Genomic DNA, 3,472 nt, shown 5'->3' on the forward strand with positions numbered 1-3,472 from the left:
TAAATAACTTTACAAAAATTTAAATCGAAATTTTACACAAGTTGTAAATACAAAGGCCTTTTCTCAGAAGCTTTTTTTCACAATGCACGCCAACGTTTGGTACAAGAATAGTAGCCGATTGTGGACTTCAAACCTTTCAAGCCACAGAAAAGCTGATGCGGGCTACAACCCTCGAAATTACGGCTGCCTCGGCTATTATTTTTGTACATTGTTGTAAAACGTACCTTATTCTAAACTTCAATCGATATGTTGACTTTTCCGCCAAGTCCTTTTTCAACGATGTCGAACAACGTTTTTAAAGTCAGATTACTACCATTATTTTCCACACGTGAGATATAGGTCCGCTTTTTGTCAATTAAATTACCGAGTTGTTCTTGAGTCAATTTTTTTTCTTCCCGAGCGTTTCGCAAGAGCAGTCCGATTTTAAATGATTCAAAATCCCTTTCGAGTTCATCCCTGCGTTCCGTTCCTTTTTTTCCGTAAACGGTGTCCTTTATTTCTTTCCAACTTTTAGTTTCCATTGCGTTTGTTTTTTTCTTCGAAATATTCATTCTTTAGACGCATTGCCTTTTCGATGTGCCTTTTGGGTGTCTTTTGGGTTTTCTTTACAAATCCGTTGAGTAGGACTACGAGTTTTCCCTCGTCGAAAAAACAGAACACGCGCCAAATGTCAGAGCCTAATTTAATGCGAGCTTCAAAAAGCCCCTTATAGCCCGTCATTGGCGACAGATACTTTTTAGGCACATGTTGATACAATTCGATTATTTCAATGACCTTAAATATCTTGTCTTGCACTTTGGACGGTTGTGCGAGCAAGAATTCCTCGAAATAATGTTTGTACTGAATTACTTGTCTGACTTTTTCCATCCACACAAAGGTAACTTAAAAGTTACTGACCTCAAAATTTGGAAAGGTTAAATTGGATGGCGGAATTTTCTTGGTATGTTTTACAACGGTGAATTGTATGAGTAGTGGCAGATTGCGTGGTAGTTTCCTGTCAAACCGCTACGCAGTTTGAGCGGGATACAAACCTTGATATCTAGTGCTTTGCCTGCCATTACTTATACAAAATGTTAGCAAGCGTTATTATATTTTAATTAGTTTTATTACCTCTTTTTCAAGAAATGGTCCTCCTGGATATTTCTTTGTATAATCAAAGCTTAACCAAATACCTTCTTCGTTCTGGACTACACCAAAGTTATCATCATAAATATCGGTGAATAACTCATGTAAGATAGGCTTGACTTTTATGTTGAATTCATATTTGTCATTAGCCACTAATACAATGGGAAAAGCATGACCTTTAACCCAAACAATGCGACTTTGACCTCCTACGGCTTTTATACATGCAGCCATTAATATCGAGTGGTCATCACAATCTCCTGCCATAGATTTCAAACTTTCAGAGGCCTTTGCATAATGCTCCGTATCTACTGGGTCAGATACATATTGCCATGCTCCATTAATCGTTTTAAAAACAGAGAAATATCTTACTATATTACCATATTCACGAAAAAGTCTGTCGTCATTTTCCGAAAAATATTTTATTGAAGCTTGGTTAGAAAATTGTTTAACCTCTGTGCTATTGTAATCTACCGAACTAACAATATCACTTTCCACACTTAAAACGATTGCATTCTCAACGTCTTTTATGAGATTAGGATTATTCTCAAATTTCTTTTCAACTAATGCCACATAACTCCTAAAAGCTTTTTCATACGTCAACCCCTTTTTATTAAAATATTGATTATAGCCCATCTTTAGAAGTAAAAAAATCATTAAACCTAAAGCAATATTTCTAAATTTAAACAATAGGATATAAAGCGAAAATGCAAATAAAAATGCAATTAAAATCATCCTAATTTCTATCGAATTTATTGGTATCCACATAAGATACTGGTAATAGCCCACAATCAAAGGTGTTGCTATTATTAAGGATAAAAGAATTAAAATAATATGTCCTACAAACCCAATTCTTTCTTTTGGTTTTTTCATATTTTCACTTGATTCAGAATCGGCTTGTTTTTCATTTACATTGCGGTCATCATATTCTAATTCTTCTGAACATGAAGGACAAACAAATTTGATATGCTTTCCAACTGGAACTCTAACTTTCTTTGAACATTTTGGACACTCAATTATTATTTTTTCAGTCATTTTAATACTTATTCGATAGTTATTTATTGTCTTGATTTCTAATGCTTGCTAACGGTTGGTATAAGAAACGTAAGTGATTTCGAAGCACTTACCTGTCAATTTGCACTGAGCCAAATTTGCGATTAGACACAAATTTAGAGTTTTAAAACAAACCGTCAAATCGCAGATTTGGCAGAGCTGATTAAATGCGCAAATATTCCGTAAGCCACTGAGCCACTTATGTTTTTTATACATTGTTGTGCCGTCGTGCTTTATCATGTTAGTTTTAATTCAATTATCCAAAATCCTATTATTATAAATAATCCAAGAAATATTGAAATCAGTTTATTCTTATTTGTAATCGCAAGTCTACGAAATAAATCTGTCTTGCTTAAATGAATTATCAAGTATAAAAATCCAAAAACGATAAATCCAGTTATTATTGCTAGAATTTCTTTCTGGAAAATGATCACGATGAATGGCACAATTACTAATCCTAGAATGATAATTAATAAAGACCAGTTTGTCAACCATTTTAATCTTTCGTTTTTTAAACCTAATAGTCCTGCAAGTAACAATACTGAATATAATAGCATTAATCCATAAGAGTCCTCTTTGTATTTGAAAAAATCGACAAGTCCACCGTATAAATTGTCATGAATACTTGGAAGTTTATTGAATTGAAAAATTTCATGGGTTAGCAAGATTGCTCCTAATACAATTTCAATTATTGGTAAATATTTAAATAATCTCTTAATCATTATATTCTCTTTTCAAGTCAACTCTTTCTGCAAGAAAGTCAATCAAGTCGTTTAAGGTCTCATTATCCTTGAATTCTTTCAAAGCGACTTTGTATTTTTTATGATTTGTATTGATAGTAATCACAGGGCTATGCTTTGTAGCTATATATATCCAAATCGAACCACCAATGAATAATAACCACGGTATAATCAATCGAAATGCGATATACGTCCTAACATGTGAGGTAGGAATACTATGGATATCAAATGTCATTGTTGATTTTAATCCCCAAACGAAAGAGAATCCAGTTAACAATAAGGAAAGAATAAGAGAAAAAATCCAGTTGTTTATCAAATGCCCTTTTTTGAATAAAATCGTATTAATCTCCCGATATTCAATATGCATATCAACTTGGTAATTCTTTATCAAGTCAATACCATGTTCATTTATCTTTATGTATGGTGATTCAAACATTGTAGTATCGTTTCTGGCATGCGGCACAACGTTGAGTGTATGTGGCGTTGGACATTCCGAAGTGCATAATTTTCAAGTTAATGATATGTTTATTAAAATTACAACACTCCGATTAAAAGCC

5 protein-coding genes are annotated in these 3,472 nt (G+C 33.2%); all 5 read right to left on the minus strand.

Translation table 11 applies throughout. The annotated features are described in order from the left end of the window. Window positions 1-230 precede the first annotated feature (230 nt). The 5 genes from FN809_RS17575 to FN809_RS17595 all read right to left on the minus strand — a co-directional run bounded on the left by FN809_RS17575 (window position 231) and on the right by FN809_RS17595 (window position 3,351). Window positions 231-521 (minus strand): helix-turn-helix domain-containing protein, encoded by a 291-nt coding sequence (locus FN809_RS17575; RefSeq protein ID WP_142534853.1) that lies wholly within the window; start codon window positions 519-521, stop codon window positions 231-233. Then, window positions 511-867, minus strand: a complete 357-nt coding sequence (locus tag FN809_RS17580; RefSeq protein WP_142534854.1) for a type II toxin-antitoxin system RelE/ParE family toxin — start codon at window positions 865-867, stop codon at window positions 511-513. The genes FN809_RS17575 and FN809_RS17580 overlap by 11 nt, the downstream gene beginning before the upstream one ends. Before the next feature lie 219 nt (window positions 868-1,086). After that, on the minus strand, window positions 1,087-2,157 hold the full coding sequence (locus FN809_RS17585; protein WP_142534855.1) for a transglutaminase-like domain-containing protein: 1,071 nt from the start codon (window positions 2,155-2,157) through the stop codon (window positions 1,087-1,089). Window positions 2,158-2,411: 254 nt separating this feature from the next. Beyond that, window positions 2,412-2,897 (minus strand): hypothetical protein, encoded by a 486-nt coding sequence (locus FN809_RS17590; RefSeq protein ID WP_142534856.1) that lies wholly within the window; start codon window positions 2,895-2,897, stop codon window positions 2,412-2,414. After that, window positions 2,890-3,351 carry a hypothetical protein gene (locus FN809_RS17595; RefSeq protein ID WP_142534857.1) on the minus strand — a complete coding sequence of 154 codons (462 nt, stop codon included), beginning with the start codon at window positions 3,349-3,351 and terminating at the stop codon, window positions 2,890-2,892. The genes FN809_RS17590 and FN809_RS17595 overlap by 8 nt, the downstream gene beginning before the upstream one ends. Between the last annotated feature and the right edge of the window lie 121 nt (window positions 3,352-3,472).

Source organism: Saccharicrinis carchari (assembly GCF_900182605.1).
In the GTDB taxonomy this organism is placed as follows: Bacteria; Bacteroidota; Bacteroidia; order Bacteroidales; family Marinilabiliaceae; genus Saccharicrinis; species Saccharicrinis carchari.